The sequence below is a fragment of the Dyadobacter jiangsuensis genome (genome assembly GCF_003014695.1).
Taxonomy (GTDB): Bacteria; Bacteroidota; Bacteroidia; order Cytophagales; family Spirosomataceae; genus Dyadobacter; species Dyadobacter jiangsuensis.
The window spans coordinates 64076-83342 of the sequence record NZ_PYAS01000009.1 but is presented as its reverse complement, the minus strand read 5'-3'; the positions used below and the strand labels follow the sequence as shown (position 1 = coordinate 83342).

General features: G+C 51.9%; 12 protein-coding genes. 6 read left to right on the top strand and 6 right to left on the bottom strand.

Annotation, left to right across the window (positions count from 1 at the left end):
* Positions 1 to 12 precede the first annotated feature (12 nt).
* The 3 genes from pafA (CLV60_RS18865) to CLV60_RS18855 all read right to left on the bottom strand — a co-directional run bounded on the left by pafA (CLV60_RS18865) (position 13) and on the right by CLV60_RS18855 (position 6397).
* A complete protein-coding gene (gene pafA / locus CLV60_RS18865) occupies positions 13 to 1650 on the bottom strand; it encodes an alkaline phosphatase PafA (protein ID WP_106596931.1) in 1638 nt (545 codons plus the stop codon).
* Between the two features lie 119 nt (positions 1651 to 1769).
* Positions 1770 to 3455, bottom strand: coding sequence for an alkaline phosphatase PafA (gene pafA, locus CLV60_RS18860; RefSeq protein WP_106596930.1), 1686 nt, complete (start codon positions 3453 to 3455; stop codon positions 1770 to 1772).
* Between the two features lie 131 nt (positions 3456 to 3586).
* Entirely contained in the window at positions 3587 to 6397 is a 2811-nt protein-coding gene (locus CLV60_RS18855) for a M16 family metallopeptidase (protein ID WP_106597180.1), read from the bottom strand.
* A gap of 168 nt (positions 6398 to 6565) precedes the next feature.
* On the opposite strand from CLV60_RS18855, the gene CLV60_RS18850 reads away from it, so the two are divergent.
* On the top strand, positions 6566 to 6961 hold the full coding sequence (locus tag CLV60_RS18850; protein WP_106596929.1) for a hypothetical protein: 396 nt from the start codon (positions 6566 to 6568) through the stop codon (positions 6959 to 6961).
* A gap of 27 nt (positions 6962 to 6988) precedes the next feature.
* Positions 6989 to 7516, top strand: coding sequence for an acyl-CoA thioesterase (locus tag CLV60_RS18845; RefSeq protein ID WP_106596928.1), 528 nt, complete (start codon positions 6989 to 6991; stop codon positions 7514 to 7516).
* Here the strand turns inward: CLV60_RS18845 and CLV60_RS18840 are convergent.
* Positions 7506 to 12131 carry a translocation/assembly module TamB domain-containing protein gene (locus CLV60_RS18840; RefSeq protein ID WP_106596927.1) on the bottom strand — a complete coding sequence of 1542 codons (4626 nt, stop codon included), beginning with the start codon at positions 12129 to 12131 and terminating at the stop codon, positions 7506 to 7508. The genes CLV60_RS18845 and CLV60_RS18840 overlap by 11 nt on opposite strands.
* Before the next feature lie 69 nt (positions 12132 to 12200).
* Here CLV60_RS18840 and tsaD point away from each other — a divergent pair, with 69 nt between their 5' ends.
* The 4 genes from tsaD to CLV60_RS18820 are packed head-to-tail and all read left to right on the top strand — an operon-like array spanning position 12201 to position 16988.
* On the top strand, positions 12201 to 13199 hold the full coding sequence (tsaD, locus tag CLV60_RS18835; protein WP_170118822.1) for a tRNA (adenosine(37)-N6)-threonylcarbamoyltransferase complex transferase subunit TsaD: 999 nt from the start codon (positions 12201 to 12203) through the stop codon (positions 13197 to 13199).
* Between the two features lie 26 nt (positions 13200 to 13225).
* On the top strand, positions 13226 to 14854 hold the full coding sequence (locus CLV60_RS18830) for a PQQ-dependent sugar dehydrogenase (protein WP_106596926.1): 1629 nt from the start codon (positions 13226 to 13228) through the stop codon (positions 14852 to 14854).
* The gene (locus tag CLV60_RS18825) at positions 14851 to 16182 is read left to right on the top strand and encodes an IPT/TIG domain-containing protein (RefSeq protein ID WP_106596925.1); all 1332 of its coding nucleotides are present in this window, start codon (positions 14851 to 14853) and stop codon (positions 16180 to 16182) included. The genes CLV60_RS18830 and CLV60_RS18825 overlap by 4 nt, the downstream gene beginning before the upstream one ends.
* A 2-nt stretch (positions 16183 to 16184) precedes the next feature.
* Positions 16185 to 16988 (top strand): MOSC domain-containing protein, encoded by an 804-nt coding sequence (locus CLV60_RS18820; RefSeq protein ID WP_211302255.1) that lies wholly within the window; start codon positions 16185 to 16187, stop codon positions 16986 to 16988.
* A 37-nt stretch (positions 16989 to 17025) separates the two neighbouring features.
* On the opposite strand, the gene lpxA is transcribed toward CLV60_RS18820, so the two are convergent.
* Together lpxA and CLV60_RS18810 are read right to left on the bottom strand one after the other, a co-directional pair.
* Positions 17026 to 17838 (bottom strand): acyl-ACP--UDP-N-acetylglucosamine O-acyltransferase, encoded by an 813-nt coding sequence (gene lpxA / locus CLV60_RS18815; protein WP_106596924.1) that lies wholly within the window; start codon positions 17836 to 17838, stop codon positions 17026 to 17028.
* Positions 17835 to 19226, bottom strand: a complete 1392-nt coding sequence (locus tag CLV60_RS18810; protein ID WP_090148197.1) for a bifunctional UDP-3-O-[3-hydroxymyristoyl] N-acetylglucosamine deacetylase/3-hydroxyacyl-ACP dehydratase — start codon at positions 19224 to 19226, stop codon at positions 17835 to 17837. Before CLV60_RS18810 ends, lpxA begins: the two co-directional genes overlap by 4 nt.
* Positions 19227 to 19267: the final 41 nt, after the last annotated feature.

Genomic DNA, 19267 nt, shown 5'->3' with positions numbered 1-19267 from the left:
TTCATTCTAAAATTACTTTTTCAGCGCCTCCTCTACCGGATGCCCGATGTTGCCGCTGGCTGGCAAAATGTGCAGCAATGAAGCGATCGTCGGGGCGATGTCGCAAACAGACGTTCTTTTCACAGTTTCCCCTTGTTTGATCCCCCAGCCAAACATCACAAACGGCACCTGGGTGTCGTAATTGTAAGGCGTTCCGTGCGAGGTTCCGGTGGACGTTCCGTAGAACCAGCCAGGCTGCGATATTACCTGCAAATCGCCGCTGCGCTTCGCATTCACGTTGTTTTTGTACAGCTCCAGCTGGTAGGTATTGAGCGGCGCCTTGCCCATATCGGTCAGGTCGATCACGTCTGCAATGCCCGGTACCGTCAATGCTGCGTCGCGTACCACGCTGTGCACGGCTGCGATGGTGATGTTCTTTTTTCTCAGCAGTCCGTGGTCAAAATAAAGCTGGTTGTTATCCGTCGCCACCACATATTTATCTTTTCCAAAAGCCTCATTCAGCGCGTCGGTAACGGCATTGGTGAGCAACTTACGGTCGACGAGGCCGGCCGGCAGCTTATGCTCCTTCGCGAAGCCCGGAACATCCACCACTCCGTGGTCGGCGGTGAGGAATACGGTATATTGGCCTTTTCCTACCCAGCCGTCGAGGAAGTTGAACAAGTCGGCAAACTCGCGATCCAGGCGCAGGAAATCGTCCTGTTGCTCTACCGAGTTCGGTCCTACACGGTGGCCAATCTTGTCGGTCGATGAAAAGCTGATTGCCAGGAAGTCGGTATCTTTCCCTTTTCCAAGCTGCTCGCCTTTGATCGCCTCGATAGCCATTTCCTTCGTGATGGTGTTACCCCACGGGGTGTCGGTCACAATCCCGAATGCATCACCCGCCATTCCAACGAGTTCATAAGGGAATACCGGTTTTTTCGCTCCGGGCAGCTTCCCTTCCCAGGGTACATCGTCGGGAGAGCTCTGCGTGTACGCGTCCGCTGTCAGCAGGAGGTCCCAGCCCTTTTGCGCATAAGCGGCAGGCATTTTCTTCGCATTGTAATCTTTGGCCCATTGCGGCAGGTCGTCCATGTAATAGGTACTGCTCACCCAGTTACCGGTTTTGGAGTCAAACCAGTAGGCGGCATTCGCAGCATGGCCTGCGGGCAGGATCGAGCCGCGGTCTTTGATCGCCACGCCGATGGTTTTGGAGCGGAAGTTGGTCGCAATGCGAAGCTGGTCGGTCACCGTGCTCACGAGCAGGTTTTTGGGAGACATTTTACCCACCGCCACATTGCTGCTTCCTACGGTTTTCACGGTACTGTCTTCCACGCAATACACATCCTGTTTCGCAATCGGATCGTACCATTCGTTACCTACGATACCGTTGATTGCGGGTACCGAGCCCGTATACGCAGACGCGTGACCCGCGGCCGTAACCGTAAGCGCGTAGCTGTAATGGTTGTTACGGCAGTTGAAGCCCTCATTCATCATTCTTTTGAAACCGCCCTCGGTATATTGGTCATAATAGCGGTACAAATAATCATAACGCATTTGATCCACCACAATACCTACCACCAGTTTGGGACGGGCAATAGTCGAGGCTTTTGTCGCGGTCGCTTTTGCAGCCGCCTTCTTGGGAGTTTGTGCAGAAACGGCCGTCGTAGCCATTGCAGCCAGTACCCAGCAAGCTAATTTTCTCACGATTAAGGGATTTAGATAAAACAAAAAAACTGCGGAGCCTGGTACTGTCCGAACCCGGCATGACCGCAGTGGAATACTTTTCGAGATTACTTTTTCAATGCTTCCTGTACCGGGTTGCCGACATTACCGCTCGGAGGCAGAATGTGCAGCAACGCGGAAATTGTAGGGGCAATGTCGGCAATAGAGGTCCGGCGGAGCGTCTCACCTTTATTGATTCCCCAGCCGTACAGCAGGAATGGCACGTGCGTATCGTAGTTATAAGGAGTGCCGTGGTCGGTGCCGGTGCTCATGGTCGAAGCAAACCAGCCGGGTTGCAGCAATACCTGCAAATCGCCACTGCGCTTGGCGTTGATATTGTTCTTAAACAGCTCCAACTGATAGGTATTCAAAGGCGCTTTACCCATATCGCGCAGGTTAATCACATCGGCTACGCCATCTACCGCCAGCAATGCGTCGCGCAGTGTCTGGTACACGTCCGCCACGGTGATCTTCTTCTCTTTCAGGGTCGCCTTGTTGAGGTAAAGCTGGTAGTTTTCAAATGCAGAAACATATTCAGCCTCGCCATAAGCATCATTCAGTGTTTTCACGATGGTGCGGGTCAGAGTCGTGGCATTCAGCAAGCCAGCGGGCAACTTATGCTCCTGCCAGAATGCCGGCACATCCATGGCCCCGTGGTCGGCAGTGAGGAATACGGTATAGTTTCCTTTGCCTGCCCAGCTGTCGAGGAAGTTGAAGAAATCGGCGAATTCGCGATCCAGTTTCAGGTAGTCATCCTCCTGCTCCACCGAGTTCGGCCCGAACATATGGCCGATGCGGTCGGGAGAAGAAAAGCTCACGGCGAGGAAGTCGGTGTCGGCACCTTTGCCAAGGTTTTCGCCCTTAATCGCCGCGATGGCCATTTCCTTGGTAATGGTGTTACCCCACGGCGAAGTGGTCATCGGGCCGTATGCGTCGCCTGCATTGCCGGTCAGGTCATGCGGGAACACCGGCTTGGCAGCGGTCGAAAGTTTCCCTTCCCACGGCACATCGTCCGGTGAGCTTTGGGTATACTCCGCAATGGGTAACAATGTATTCCAGCCTTTGCCCATGTACTCGGCAGGCTTTTTCAGGGCATTATAATCCGCAACCCACTGCGGCAGATTGTCCATGTAGTAGGTACTCGTCACGAAGTTCCCTGTTTTGGAATCAAACCAGTAAGCGCCTGATGCCGCATGACCTGCCGGTAGAATGGAAGCGCGGTCTTTGATCGCCACTCCAACGGTTTTCGAGCGAAAGTTGGTCGCGATGCGAAGCTGGTCGGTAACCGTGGTAACCAGCAGATTTCGCGGCGACATTTTACCGACTGTTACATTGCTGCTGCCCACCGTCGCAACCGTGTTATCATCGGTACAATACACATTTTTAGCTTGCGCAACGTCATACCAGTCGTTACCCACAATACCGTTAATGCCCGGCATCGAACCCGTGTACACGGCCGAATGCCCGGCTGCCGTTACGGTCAATGCATAATGGTAATGGTTGTTCCGGCAGTTGAAACCCTCATTGATAAGCCTTTTCAAACCGCCCTCTTTGTACTTGTCGTAGTAGCGGTACAGGTAGTCGTAACGCATCTGGTCAACGACCATGCCGACTACGAGTTTGGGCCTTTCCAGCTTGGTTGCCGCTGCGGGAGCTGACGCCCCTGTTTTACTTTTGGTTTGGGCAAAAGCAGGTTGAACAATGACGAGTCCGGCGAACAAAACTCTGAGAAGCGGATGATAGATCAATTTCATGTGGATGCTATTGACAGCGTGAGGTTCCGTGTAAATATTACTCGGCAAAGATAAAGATGTACTACGTTTAAAAGCAGAAAACCGGCGTGCTTTTCACGACCGGTTCTCTGAATCTTAATTTTATTTTAATCTTATTTTTTATCACTTCCGCCAAGCTGCGCGGGTGCGCCGCCGGTTTGAGCGCCTTTTTTGGCCTTCTCAAAATCACCGGCTTTGATGATGACGAGCTTGTTGTAGTCGATATGCTTGTTAAATGCAGCCTTGATCTGATCCGGTGTCAATGCTTCGATTTTCTTCTCAAAATCAGCATCCCATTGCATGGTACGATTTAGATAAAGGTTACTGCTGAGGGTCGTCGTGAGCGACGCGTCCTGCGAGCGTGCTACCTGCCGGGATTGCAGATATCCCGATTTGGCGGCTTTCAACTCGTCCGCCGTAAACCCTTCCTTCATCACCTTTTCTATCTCTTCTTTAAACGCCGCTTCCAGTTTCTCGGCATTTTGAGGCGCATAAATCGCATATGACATGAATGTACCGTTCTTATCCAGCGGGCTCGCCGAGAATTGAGAGCCCACCCCGTAACTCAACCCTTCCTTCTGACGAATGCGGGTAGCGAGGCGAGAATTCAGGAAGCCACCGCCGAGCATATAGTTACCCATAATCAATGCCGGATAGTCGGGATCGGTATCCTGTAACGGGATATTCAACCCGGCCACAAACATCGCATTAGCCTTGTCCGGCGTTTCGATCGCCTTGTTCTCGGCTTTTACGGCCTGGTAAGGCGACGCAATGCGGGTAAATGGCTTGGCGCTTTTCCAGCTTCCGAACTCGTCGTTCAGTATCTTCTGGATCGCATCTTTATCGAAATCGCCCACCACCGTTGCAGAGGCATTGTTCGCTCCATAAAAATCCTTGTGGAACTGGCGGATCTGATCGATCGTCGTGGCCTTAATGCCCTCAATATCCTCATCGAATGTACCCACGTAACGCACATCACTCTTCGGGTAAGGCGACGTAATGCGACGATACTGGTTAAATGCAATGGCCTGCGGTTCGCTGCGCTGCGATTCGATGCCCGCGAGTTCTTCCTGTTTCAGTTTTTCAAACTCGTTTTCGTCGAATGCCGGCGTTTTCAATACTTCCGCCACCAGTTTCATCACGGCCGGCAAGTTTTCCTTGGTCGTTTCAATGCTGGCACCAGCCTGATTGGTATTACCAAAGAAGCTGACGCGCGCTTTCAGACGGTCGAATTCATCTTTTACCTGCTGGCGGGTTTTGGTTTTGGTACCCTTGTCCAGCATCGATCCGGTCAGGTCGGAGATGGTGGCCTTGTTTTGCAGGCTCTTCTCGTCGCCGAAGCGGAGGAAAATGCGTGCGGCAACTACATTTCCACGCGTCTTTTTAGGAAGCAATGCCGTTTCAATAACGTTGGCTTTCTCAACACGCGTCGTGCGGCTCTCTACATTGGCAGGCGAAGGATCGAATGCCTCGCCTTCCGCTACCACAGCCTCTCCTTTATAATCTTTCACGAGGTCAGCCACTTTCGGCGCTTCGGGGATTTCAGCCCTCACCGGATTGGCCTCCGGCATGAATGTTCCCAACGTGCGGTTCGAAGGCTTGAAATAATACTGCGCCACCCGGGCCACATCTTCCGGTGTTACTTTGCGGATATTATCGCGGAACAGGAATGCCAAACGCCAGTCGCCCGTAGCAATAGATTCGCTGATGCTTAGCCCAACCCTCTCCGAGTTCCGGAATTCGAGGTCCCAGTTTTTGAGGATCGTCGTTTTGGCTCTTTCCACATCTTCTTTCGAAGGTTTAAACGTGGCGGTAGAATCGAGCGTGGCGGTAAATGCTTTTTTGGCTTCGTCCAGCGATTTTTCTTTCAGGATCTCAGCCCCAAACAATACAAAGCCGGGATCGTACAGCTGGAATGTGTATCCAAATTGAGACGATGCTTTCTTGGTATCCACCAGGTTTTTGTACAATCTGCCGTTCGGCTCTGTCGTAAGCACTTCGGTAAGCACCTCCATCGCCGGATAGTCGGCGTGCGAGCCAGGCATAATGTGGTACATGGCCATCAGCATCTGTACGTCGCCGGTTCTTTTGAGCTCCACAAAACGCTCGCCGTCCTGGGTAGGCTCCACGGTGTAGGAATGCGGAAGAACGCGGGTCGGTTTTGGTATTTTGCCAAAATAATCGTTGATCAATGCCAACGTCTTGGGCTCGTCGATCTTACCGGCCACAGTCAGCACCGCATTGTCGGGCTGGTAATATCTTTTGTAGAATGCTTGCAGGTTTTCGATGGGTACGCGTTCGATGTCGGAGCGGTTACCGATCGTCGATTTGCCGTAGTTGTGCCACAGGTAACCACCTGAAATAACCCGCTGCATCAGCACGCGGAACGGACTGTTTTCACCCGATTCGAACTCGTTACGCACCACGCTGAATTCACTATCAAGGTCCTTTTTGGCAATAAACGAGTTCACCATCCGGTCGGATTCGAGGTCGAGTGCCCATTTCAGGTTTTCGTCGGAAGCCGCGAAGGTCTCGAAATAATTGGTTCGGTCATACCACGTCGTGCCGTTCGGCCGTGCGCCGTGCTCGGTAAGTTCCTGCGGAATGTTGGTATGCTTCGGAGAACCTTTAAATACAAGGTGTTCGAGCAAGTGAGCCATCCCCGTTTCCCCGTAACCTTCATGGCGCGAGCCTACCAGGTAGGTGACGTTCACCGTGATGGTCGGCTTCGACGGATCGGGGAACATGAGCACTTTCAGGCCGTTTTCAAGATTGTATTCCGTAATCCCTTCCACGGACGTCACCTTTGTAACGCCTTTCGGCAGCTGCTGTGCTTCGGAAGGCATCGCCAGCATCGCAGCAAGCATCATTCCGACAAGCGAGCCGTACCTGAACAAATTTGTTCTTTTAGATTTCATGACCATATTAAAAACCATTAGTTTAGATTTATAATCCTTGAAAATAGTGCAGAATATCACATTTACCAATGGATTGGTGACAAATGGCAAAATAATATACGTTGCAACATAATGTCGTATTCAGCGTGTATGGGTTGCATATGCGTTTTCAAACCTGTCCCTCATTGAAAGAGAATGACCACAATTAAAAAAGCCCCGATCCTGTTTTCCTTCCTTGCAGCTGTCCTGCTTTCCGCTTGCGCCGGCAACGGAATACCCATTTCATCCAATACCAAATATCCGATTGAGGTCCTGTACGACAACCAGCCGCTGGAACGCCCATATTCCGAACTCGCGGTGGTGGAAATAGGGAGCGAGGATTCACTTACGGCCGACCAAACCAAGGACAGAAGAATGATGTTTCGCGGAAATGACGCCAAGACGAAGGAGCTCCTGACGGCGCGGCTGGTGATGAAGGCCCAGAAAATCGGCGCCGACGCGATCATTAACGTCAAATACAAATACTACACGAGCGTGAATAAGGAAGGCTATATGCTGAGCGGGCTGGCCGTGCGGTACCGCGGAGAATGACACTTCTAACAAGATAAACCAAAAACCATGCTGTTTACTGCCAAACTATCCGACATGCCCGTCGAGGCGGAATCGAGGGTGATCATCCGTTTTCAGGATTGCGATCCGCTGATGCACTTGAACAACTCCAAATACTTCGATTACTTCTTCAATGCGCGGGAAGACCAGGTTTCCAAACTGTATGGTTTCAGTTTCGAAGCGATGTTCCGCGAGCTGCGCACGAGCTGGGTCGTGTACCAGCACCAGATCGCTTACGTAAGGCCCGCGCGCATCAGCGAATGGGTGCGCATTACCTCGCGCGTGATCTACTATAATGAAGATACGATGGTAACCGAGTATTTCATGACCAACGACCTGCGTACGGAGCTCAAAACGGTGCTGTGGACCACTTCCAAGCATATCAGCATTGCCTCCGGGCAGCGCGTGCCGCACCCGAAGGAGGTCATGGACTACCTGGGCGCAACTTGCGTACCGGGCCTCGATTTCCCAAACCTGCATTTCAACGACCGCATTCATGCGATCAAGCATGAACTGGCCGCAGGCACTAGCGAGTAGGGTCTTTTTCTGAAATCAGCTTTCTTGTGGTATCCTGTTTGGCATCCTGCGGGGCATCCTGACGAATGGAATCCGCAGGCAGGAAGGGTATCCGCACGCCCGGCTTCGGCGAGCGCGTGAAGCGGTTGAAGCTATGGGTAAACTGCATGCTCACACCGCCGGTTGTGAACGTACCGGTGTTGAACACCAGGTTGTTCTGGATATTCCGGTTGTAGGCTTTCACCCGCACCGACCCTTTGGCATTCAACCAGTATTCCAATGTCCATTCACCGAGCAGGCTCGCCGCATCATATTGCGAAGCACCCGTTTGCGATTGGGTACCCGAAGTGAAACGCCCGTCACGCGTGACGCGGAAGCGGTCGTTCAGGAAGCGGTAGGAAAAGCGAAGCTGCAAGTTATTCAATGCATTCTGATCCAATGAAAGGCCCGAAACACCCACTTCCAGGTTTTCGTTGATACCCGAAGCCCAGCGGCTGATCTGGTTCGAAACGAGCTCGCTGATACTGCTTCCCAGGAAGTTTTGACTGCCCACCGTCGCCAGGCTGCTTTCAGGCAATAGCTGGTTCACAACGAGCAAGCTGCTCACCTGCCGGCTCAGCTCCTGTTCGTCGGATTTCAACTTGTTCTGAAATGCTTCCAGCTGACCGCGGTAAGCGCTTAGCGACGGATTATCCAGGATTTTGAGGTCGTACCGGATCGTAGGCGACATCAGCCGCTCCGATAGCCCGATGGTCACTTCCACGGGATACCTTCTCGATAATGCATCCCCACTGTTGTTCCCCAAATTGCCGGTATTAGGCAACACGCCTGCCAACGAAACCATTTGGGTGTACCCGGCTTTTACGTCGAGCTGTGCACCATAGGGGTCACCAGCCCATATGATCCTGCTGCCCGGTTTGATATTGAATTTCTTGTTAATGACATTCTGCAACGTGAAATTATACTCCCCCTTTTCGATTTCATACGTTCCTGCCATGGTGAAATCGCCCTGGGTATCGATGTTGAGGTTGAGACGCCCGCTTCCGTTCCCGCGCAGCACGTCGCCGGTTTGCCGGTCGAAAATAATCTCGCAGGTCGCGTCGGGTGTAAGGTTGAAATTGAAATCCATTTTAATCCCGCCCGCAATGTGGCTCCGCGCGATGGAATCGACAGCAGGAGCGCCGGTAGTGCTGTCGGCGGGCACCATTTTGCTGACAAACTGGATATAATCCTGCGTGACCACTTCGGTAGCTCCATCCAGCGGAATATGAATGCGCGTTCCTTTGTTGCTGGTCACATTGGCTTCGATGTTCAGGTTATCGATCGGGCCGTACACCGCCACCGGGCCTGTTACATAGGCCGTTCCATAGAACATATCGTTGTCCTTAGCAATGGTATTTAAAATTTTGAAATTGCGGAGATCGGCATTGAAACCGAGGGAGAAATACTTGAACCCATCATGAAAGACCCCGCCGCGCAACGTCGCCGTGTTACCATCGGAATCGGTCACGAGAATATTGTTACCGGTGATCTCGCTTTCGGAGAAATTGATTTTATCACTGAATGTAAACACCGATTGAAGGTAATCGAACTTCATACGGCCCTTGTCCACCGTAAGCGAGCCTTCCAAAACGGGTGCGTCGACCACGCCTCTGATCGATACCACCCCTTGCGCCGTTCCGCTGATATCCGATACCAATCCCTCCGCGAACGGTTCGAGCGCTTTGAAATCCGCCTGATTGAAAATGGCTTTCAGATTCAGGGTATTTGTTTCGAGCTTCGGACGGTATGATCCTACCAGGCTGAAAACCCGACGTGCATTCTTACTCAGTTGGGCGTCGATCTGCAACTCGCTGGTGATCTGGTCCCAGTCGCCGGTGCCGAGCAGGTTTCCGAATTCGTACTGTCCATACCCAAGGCCTTCGATCGCGAAATTCGCGTCCAGCATAACGCTGTTGTAAATGTCTTTCACCTTCGCCGAGCCATCCATAATACCCGATAGTTTGGTATTGAACACGGGGTTCAAACTGGCCAGCTTGAAGTTTTTGATATCCAGCAGCAGGCTCTTTTCCGGATCTTCGGAGGCGGTTCCGCTGAGAAAAATGCGCTGTTTGCCACTCACCAAACCGAGGTTCGACATGGTAATATCATCACCCACAATCGAAATCAGGCTCTCCGAAGGCACATTCCATTCTTCATCCAGCAGATTGAGTTTTGAATTTTTGAAACCAATATCCAGACCGGCCGGCAGGAACCGTATCTCCCCAGCGAGATTGGCCCGGTTGGTGCTTTTTACCTGGTGAACCGCGCCATTGAAATCGATATGGTCCACATCCCAGGTACCTTCCAGCTCCATTTTCTCGGTTGGTACCATCTTGCTGATCTGCTGCTTATCGGACGTCACGAGAATGGAAGCAAGTACCTCGGCGCTGTTCACAAATTTGGAAGTAGTAACATCCACTTCTGCATTCATGAAATGGTTTTTACCATAGCTCACCGTATCCGATACCGCATTGAAAGTCAGCACGGCCGTATTATCCATTTTAAAGATCCCCTCCGCCTTTGCGCCGCGTGAAATGTAAATATCCGGGCTCAGGAAAGCCAGGAACTTCGACAGGTTGTGCGTCTGAACCGAGTAATCGATATCGTACCTCCGCGAAAGCATCTTCAACGGCTTCCGGGCATAGTATTCGTTCCGGCTGGCCTCGTTTTCAAAGAAATACAATTTATATTCTTCCAAAACCTGACTCACATCCTTCCAGGCCTGCGTGGGCAGGAAGTTGCCTTCTACCTTCGCCGTCAGGAATTCGCTATCAAGCTGCAAACGGCGCTTTCCAAGGTGATTTCGCGAAGACAACACGAGCGTATCTACCACGAGGTTCCGCTCTTTATTGGTCATCACGAGGTAGGTATTCAGCAATTTGGCATTCCCCACGAGTTCGTCGACCGTATTACCCGTCACATTCACGTTCAATTGCGTACGGAGCGTGATCGGATCTTCGCTAAGACCCAGTTCCTTCAAATTGGCTCTTTCAATAAGCCCTTTGACGTCGAACATGTTCTGTTGCTTCGAAAGATCGAACTCGCCGTCGAGATTGACCACGAGGTTGCTGTCGCGGGCACTCACCAGTCCGTTGAAATACTGGTTTTGCAGATTGCCTCTCAACCGGATGTTTTTGTAGTCATAATTTCGGAAACCCACCCGGTGCACCAGCGCGTTCATGTCCGCGGAAGCCACCGAGAGCTCCAATCCCTTTCCGTATACCTTCCCTTCAAAATCCAGTTCCTGCCAGTTATCCTCGTCTTCCAGCAAAGTACCCAGGTTGAAAGACGCTGTTTTGACCCCACCCGAATAGGTCGTCGATTTGGCATCGGCGATATGAAACACCAAATCGCCAGAAAGCTCCCCTAGCTCCGACGAGGCCGAGGCATTCACCGCAAAATCTTCCAGCGTTCCCTTGAACGTGCCATCCAGCAGCGTGTAGCCGAATTTCTGCAAATCGGGGTGCATGTCCCATTCCGGGTAATATTGAACCAGATCCACCGGGTCGATTTTGGAAACCGACAGCCGGATATCCATCAGTACGCCTTCGATCGTCGGGAGTCCCTTGAAGCCGATATCGCCGATGAGCCTGCTGTTTTTGCCAAAATGCAGGTCGGTATTGGAAAGCAGAAAATCATCAACCTTCCCATTGAAATCGCCCGATATCAGCCAGGTCTCATTCAGCCCATCAATATAACTTGAAAACAATCCCAGGTCCTGCGAATCCACCCGGCTGCCGACCAGATGCCCTTTCATGCGGATCTTGTGGTTGAAATCGCCCAACTCGCCCGAGCGGTTGTAGTAGAATATCACCTCGTCCTTCAAATGCGAGTTACCGATGTGCGCGTCGAGTTCCTTCAACTCCATTTTCTTCTGGCAGAAAAGGAATTTCGTATCGAGATCGTGCATTTCCAGGCCCGTTTGCTTGTCGACCGTTTTCAGGTTTTTGGCGCGAAATGCAATGGTATCTCCCTGAACGAGGAAATCGCTGAGCTCGCCGTAGAGGTGTTTGAGACTGAAATGCGAATAGTCAAATACCCTCGAACCACGATCGCGGGGCTGGCGGGGATCGTCGTAACCGAAAGTACCATCGATCACCTTGGCTTTACCGATAATGAAAGGCGTATTGTTTTCGGGCGCGTTCGGCGGCCGTGGCACTGCGGGCGCCGTGAGCTCATTAATGCGGGCAATGAACCCGTCGATATTGAGATCGCCGGATTTCGGCACGATTACCAGGTGCACATTAGGCCGGTATACATTGACTTCGTCGAGAAATATCTCCTTCGCCGAGTCGCGCATAATGTTGTTGACATTCAGATTGATATCCAGCCGGCCGACGTCGATCATGTCCGCGCCCGAGGAATCCTTCACAGAAACCCCTTCCAGCGAAACGACGTCGAACCACTTGATATTAACCCTTTCAATGCTGATTGGATACCCCAGTTTGGTGGAGATTTCGGCCGTTACGTGCCGCACCGCCCAGGTTTGCACAGAAGGAAGCTGTAATGCGGTGGTAGCAATCCCAAGCGCCAGCAGCACGAAGATGACAACCACGATCAGACCATTACCAAGCGCCTTCAGGAATTTTAACATATACAGCTTCGCAGCGGGATACTGCTTATCTTATTGTTAATGCTTAATTTTGCGAATATTTTCCACAGTATGAATATCCTCGCCATTGAATCGTCGTGTGACGAAACCTCCGCAGCTGTTATAACAAACGGGAATATCCGCTCCAATGTTGTTGCTACACAACTCATCCACACCCAGTACGGCGGCGTCGTCCCGGAGCTGGCTTCGAGAGCGCATCAGCAACACATTCTGCCTGTGGTGGACAAAGCATTGAATGATGCAAAAATAGCAAAAAAAGACCTGGATGCCATTGCTTTTACCAAGGGACCGGGTTTGCTGGGTGCTTTGCTGGTAGGCACTTCGTTCGCGAAGTCGATGGCGCTCGGGCTGGATATTCCGCTGATCGAGATCAATCACATGCAGGCGCACGTGCTTGCGCATTTCATCGACGACCCCAAACCCGCATTCCCGTTCCTGTGCCTTACCGTGAGCGGCGGGCATACGCAGATCGTGAAAGTGACCGGCCCGCTCGACATGGAAATCATTGGTGAAACGCGCGACGACGCCGTGGGAGAGGCTTTTGATAAAACTGCCAAGCTGCTTGACCTGCCCTATCCGGGCGGCCCGTTAATCGACAAATATGCCTCGCAGGGAAACCCGCAAGCCTTTCCATTCCCGCTTCCGGAAATACCGGGGCTAGACTTTTCGTTCAGCGGGATCAAAACTTCGTTTTTGTATTTTCTCCAAAAGCAGGTCCGGCAGAACCCGGATTTCATCAAGGAAAATATAGCCGATATCTGCGCCAGCATTCAGTTCACATTAATTGATATTCTCCTCAAAAAACTGAAAAAGGCATCCCGCGAAACCGGTATTAAGGAGATTGCGATCGCGGGCGGCGTATCCGCTAACTCAGGTTTGCGCAAATCGTTGCAGGAACTCGGCGAACAGCTGGGCTGGAATGTGTATATTCCTGCTTTCGAATACTGCACCGACAATGCGGCCATGATCGCGATCGCGGCTCATTACAAGTTCGAAGCAGGCGATTTCTGCGACCAGACGGCCAGTCCGCTTGCGAGGATGGAGTTTTGAAATAGTATTAACCTAAATGGGATTGTATGAAACACTTTTGCCTGGGCATTCTTTTTCTTTCAATCCTGTGGGCGACCGGCCCGCTTTTCGCACAACCGGCACGCACACTCCGCGGCGACCTGACGATCAAGCCATTCTTCCGGATCGACAGTACCGATACCCAAACCAGGATCGCGTACGATGCTTCCGACAAGTCGTTTTACACCATCGCCTGGAATGGCGATCTTTTCCACCTGACTCCGAACGGATCGGGGAATTATACTATTGTAAGACTGGCCTCGGCCCAGGACCATGGCATTAACTACATGCAGGGGCTTGCATTGCACGAAGGCAGCGTTTATCTGGCCGGCAATGTGGTCATTACGCAGGGTGTATCGGGCTATGGGAAAGCCGTGAAAGCCAAGCTGACCGGCGGCAAACTGGCTTGGACCGAGATTTTCAAAACGGCAGAACATGCCTCTTCCAAAACGCTTTTCGACCACGCATTCAGCGCTATTTGCTTTTCGCCCGACGGCAAGGATATGTTCATAGCGAGCGGCTCCCGCACCGACCATGGCGAGGTGAAAGATAATGAGGGCCTCTACCCCGGCCTGCGCGAAGTGCCATTGACAGCCTGCATCTTCAAAATACCCGCCAATACCGAAAACCTCCAATTGCCCAATGACTCTGCCGCCCTCGCGCCTTATGTATACGCGCGCGGCGTGCGAAACGCTTTCAGCCTTGCATTTGCGGCCAATGGCGACCTGTTCAGCGTCGAAAATTCCGGCGACCGCGACGATCCCGAAGAAATGAACTGGATAAGGCCCGGCGGGCATTATGGTTTTCCGTGGGAAATGGGCGGCAACGACACGCCTATGCAGTTTGCTGGATACAAGCCGACAGACGACAAGCTGATCAACCGCAATTACACAGCCTACCAGATCGGCGCATTTCACGACGATCCGCAATACCCTAAAAAACCACAGAACCTCACTTTTCGCAAACCGATCCAGAATGCCGGACCCGACGCCGACATGTACCGCGACCCGGCCAGCGGAAAGGTGATGGACGCCAGCGAAAACGGTAAAACCATGGGCACCTTCACCGCCCACAGATCACCGTTAGGGTTGGTTTTTGATACAAAATCAGGCTTCGGGGGCGAGTACAAAGGCAAAGGGTTTGTGCTGAATTTCCAGGAAGGCTCCGCTACCTACGGGCCGATGCAGGATCCCGGGCAGGATTTGCTGATGCTCGATTTAAAGAAAAATGCAGCTGGCGACGATTACACATTGAATGCCTACCGCATTGCCTCTGACTTTTTCCAGCCTACCGATGCGACGATCGTCGATAACAAATTATATGTGCTCGAAGGCCAGGGCCAGATTTGGGAAATTACTTTTCCGAAAGAAATAGTCACCGCGGTAGAGCCGACGCGTAGCGCATTCACTGTATACCCAAACCCGATCCGGGGCAGAATGCGGATTGAAGGATCGGCAACCCTGCAAAATACCCAGCTGACCGTCACCGACATGACCGGCCGCACGCTGATCCGCGAAAAGCGGCAGGTAAACGGGGAAACCGAGCTGGATGTTTCCAAACTTCCGGCCGGCACGTATGTGCTTCAAGTAGAGTCGCAGCAACAGCAGGTTACCACCCGATTTGTCGTCAACCCGTGAGAGCGCTCATCCAATATACACTCATCATCCTTTCTGCGATCTGGCTGTCGTGCAGTGACTCCTCATCGCCCACCCCGCCTGCGAACGGTGGTAACGAGCCTCTAGAGTTGACTGGTTTTTCCCCGCTTTCAGGCAAAAAAGGTACTGTTATCAAAATCCAGGGCAAGCATTTTGGCACGGATGCAGCAAAGGTTTCGCTTCAAATCAATGGCTTGAAAGCGACCATCAATGCTGTTACCGATACTGAAATATCAGCATTAGTCCCCGACAAATGCGGTTTAGGAAAACTCGTCCTGACAGTGAACGGTAAAGAAGTCGCATCTGCGGCAGCATTCCGGTATCTCTACACGGCCACCACGAGTTACTTTTCAGGCAGCGGACTCGGCGGGTACGAGGATGGGACGCCTCAAAAATCCAAGTTCGGGACACTGTACAACATTGCCATGGACAGCAAGGGCGTTATGTTCGCCGCCGACCTCGGCAATTGCATGGTAAGGCGCATTGAAACCGACGGCAGCACTTCCACCGTCGCGGGCGCTGCGAGCGGGGGGTTCAAAGACGGCAAAGGCAACCAGGGGTTGATGAAGTTCCCGATCGGCGTCGAACTGGCCCCCGACGGGTCCATATTCGTCGCGGATCATGAAAACCACGCCATCCGCCAACTCTTTCCCGACGGCACACTTACTACCGTGGCCGGTGAGCCAAATCGCCCGGGGGCGGCAGACGGCGGCCTGGCATCTGCGCAATTCAAACGGCCTTACGGTGTGAAACTGGATAAAACAGGTGTGCTATGGATTTGCGATACCGAGAATGGCCTCATCCGTAAACTGGCAAACAGCCAGGTGACTACTTTCGCAGGAAGCACACCGGGCTATGCCGATGGGAAACTGAGGGATGCCAAGTTTTACATGCCCTCCTACCTGAATTTCGACGAAAACGGGAACGTCTTCATCGCTGATAAACACAACCATTGCATTCGCAAGATCACACCGGATGGCATGGTAACTACATTTGCCGGCATGCCTACTCACACCGGCTACCGCGACGGCGAAGCAGGCCAGGCCATGTTTAACCAACCTTGTAATATCCAGATCGACAAGCTCGGAAACCTTTATGTGAACGATTTATGGAATCACTGCATTCGCCTCGTGTACCCCGACGGGTATGTGACGACGCTCGCGGGCAAAGGCGAAACCGAAGGGTACGAGGAAGGAACCGGCGAAAATGCACTTTTTAAGCATCCTCAGGGATGTACTTTGGACAAAGACGGAAATCTTTTTGTTACAGATTCAGCTAATCAACGTATACGTAAGCTGACCATCGAATAATCATGGCCATGACATTGTCAGAAATCTGGGTCTACCCCGTAAAATCCCTCGGCGGGATCAGGCTCACCAAAGCATTAACCGAAGAAAGAGGACTCCAATACGATCGTCGATGGATGATCATTGATGAAGAAAATGTATTCATCACTCAGCGCGCCCATTCGAAAATGGCGCTGATAGACGTCGCATTGGAAGAAGAAGGATTGAAAATATATCTCCGCGCCGATCCGGCGGATTTTGTACTCGTGCCCTACAAACCGGTAACCGCATTGCCCGTTACCGTGCAAGTGTGGGACGATACCGCGGAAGCACTTACGGTTTCCGACGAAGCCGACACCTGGCTTACCCGGCAGCTTGGAATGAAACTCCGGCTGGTAGTAATGCCCGATTCGACCCAAAGGAAGGCGGATCCACGCTATGCGCGGCACAACGAGAACGTAAGTTTTGCCGACGGTTTTCCATACCTGGTCATTTCACAGGCTTCTCTCGATGATCTGAACAGCCGCCTCGCGGAGCCGATTGAAATGCGGCGTTTTCGTCCCAATTTCGTCATCAACGGCACCGAAGCATTTGCAGAAGATCAATGGAAGCACATTACCATCGGCGATCTGCGTTTCGAAGTAGTGAAGCCCTGCGCACGCTGCGTACTCACGACCATTAACCCTGAAACCGCCGAAAAAGGAGCCGAGCCGCTCAAAACGCTGGCAAGCTACCGCCGGAATGGCAACAAGATATTATTCGGGCAGAATGTGACGGTGCAGGATTTTGGAGAATTGAATATAGGAGACCAGGTTCTGGTCCTTGAATAATGAAAAAGGGTCCGGCAGCGGACCCTTTTTCATATTATCATGATTGAGCTTCTGTTTCGCTCGCTCCGGTTGTCTGGAACGGGCTTTTCATAATACCCCTTTCTGAGTTGCGGATAAAATTGATGATTTCGTCGCGTTCGTCCGAAGGCGCCATTTCCAGCTCGATCTTTTGAAGTGCTTCCGCATTGTTGAGGCCCTTCATGTAGACGTAGCGATAGATATTCTGGATCTCGGTGATCTGGTCATTGGTATAGCCTCTTCTCCGCAAGCCAACTGAGTTGATACCCACATAGGAAATAGGCTCGCGTGCAGCTTTGGTAAAGGGAGGCACATCTTTCCGTACCAGCGAAGCACCCGATACGAATGCGTGGATACCAATTTTGACAAACTGATGTACTGCGCTCAATGCACTCACAATAGCCCAGTCGCCCACATGGACGTGCCCGGCCATTTGCACATTATTGCCAATGATGACATTGTTGCCAACCCGGCAGTCGTGCGCCACGTGCGCATAAGCCATGATCAGGCAATCGGAGCCTACCACCGTTTTCCAGTGCTCTTCGGTACCACGGCTGATCGTCGCATACTCGCGAATCGTCGTATTGTCGCCGATCACCGTCAGCGTGTATTCATTATTGTATTTCAAATCCTGCGGTGTTGCCGAAACGACGGCACCGGGATAGATCTTACAGTTTTTACCAATACGCGCACCGGAGTTGATTACAGCGTGTGATCCTATCCAAGATCCTTCCCCGATCTCAACATCGGCATGGATCATTGCAAAGGGTTCAATCTCTACATTCTGAGCAATCTTAGCGTCAGGATGGATATATGCTAATGGTTGAGTCATTTTTTCTTTACCAGGCTTGCTATCATATCCGCTTCACACACCAGCTGTCCGGCTACATATCCCCGGCCGCTCATTTTAACTATCCCCCTCTTCATCGGCGAAGTGAATTCACATTTAAAAATAACTGTATCCCCCGGAAAAACATTGCGACGGAAACGGCAAGCATCAATTCCGATGAGGTATGGCCAGTAGTTGTCCGGATCGGGAACGCTGGAAAGCACCAGAATTCCCCCCGTTTGCGCCATTGCTTCCAATTGCAAGACGCCGGGCATTACCGGGTTCCCCGGAAAGTGCCCCAGAAAAAATTGTTCGTTGATCGTCACATTCTTCACCCCTACCACGCTGTTTTCATCCAGCGCGATGATTTTGTCGATCATCTGGAACGGATAGCGGTGTGCGAGTAACTGACCGATCTGGTTGATATCGAATACGGGAGCCTTGTTAGGATCGTATTGCGGGATGTCTCCTTTTCCGGACTTGATCAGTTTTTTGATTTTCTTAGCCAAAGCCACATTCGCAGCGTGGCCCGGGCGTGCCGCCAGGATCTGCGCCTTGATCGGCCGGCCTACCAGCGCGAGGTCACCAATGAGGTCGAGCAGCTTGTGGCGTGCCATTTCATTGGAATAATGCAGGTCTACATTATTCAAAATTCCCTTGGATTTGTCGACACTCACTTTCGGCTTGTTCAAAAGCTGCGACAGGTGATCCAGTTCGCCGTCTTGCACTTCGCGATCAACGATCACGATCGCATTCGTCAGGTCGCCTCCTTTGATCAGATTTTGCTTGTAAAGTGCTTCCAGCTCGTGCAGGAATACGAATGTGCGGCACGATGCGATATCGTCTTTGAACAACGTGATATCGTTCAGAGAAGCGTGCTGGCTGCTGATGACGGTAGAGTTGTAATCCACCATCACCGTCAGGCGATAGTCCGAAAGCGGTAATGCCACCAGTTCGGTATCCTTATCCTTATTCTTATAATGTACGTATTCCGGAACTTCGAAATAATTGCGGTATGCATTCTGTTCTTCGATACCGGCATCCAGCAGCGCATCCACGAATTTGATAGAACTGCCGTCCATGATCGGAGGCTCAGGGCCGTCGAGCTGGATCAGCACGTTATCAATCTGCAAACCTACCAGGGCGGCAAGTGTGTGTTCAACCGTATGGATTCTCGCGCCGTTCTGCTCGATGGTAGTACCGCGGGAAAGATCCACTACATTATCGACATCTGCATCTACAATGGGTTGGTCGGGTAAATCAACACGTTGAAACTTGTACCCGTGGTTGGCTGGCGCCGGCACGAATGTCATCGTAGCGACAACACCGGTATGTAAACCCACTCCAGTTACGGATACAGACTTAGAAATGGTTTGTTGTTTTTCGTTCATTATATCTATTTCCTTTTCTAAATAAGGTGCGTCCGGGATGC